Below are 241 nucleotides of genomic sequence, written 5' to 3' on the forward strand. Positions count from 1 at the left end.
CTGCACTGATGTTGCTGGCCGGTAGTGCATTGCAGGGCAAACCAGTCAGTGCGTTGTTGGCTGAATTACCCGAGCGCTTTACCGCCAGCGATCGCATCAAGGATGTACCAACCACTAGCAGTAAGGCATTAATTGCCAATTGGGCCAATAATCTTGATGCGATGCTGGAGTCATTGCATTTGCCCGGTGAGGCGATAACGGTGGATACAACCGATGGCTTGCGGGTTACCTTGTCTTCTGG

The 241-nt window shown here is 52.3% G+C and carries 1 pseudogene; it reads left to right on the forward strand.

Features of this window, described 5'->3' with window-relative positions:
- A pseudogene (locus Q4563_RS22100) lies at positions 1-241 on the forward strand (hypothetical protein); the annotation flags it as partial.

Source organism: Gilvimarinus sp. 1_MG-2023 (assembly GCF_030548285.1).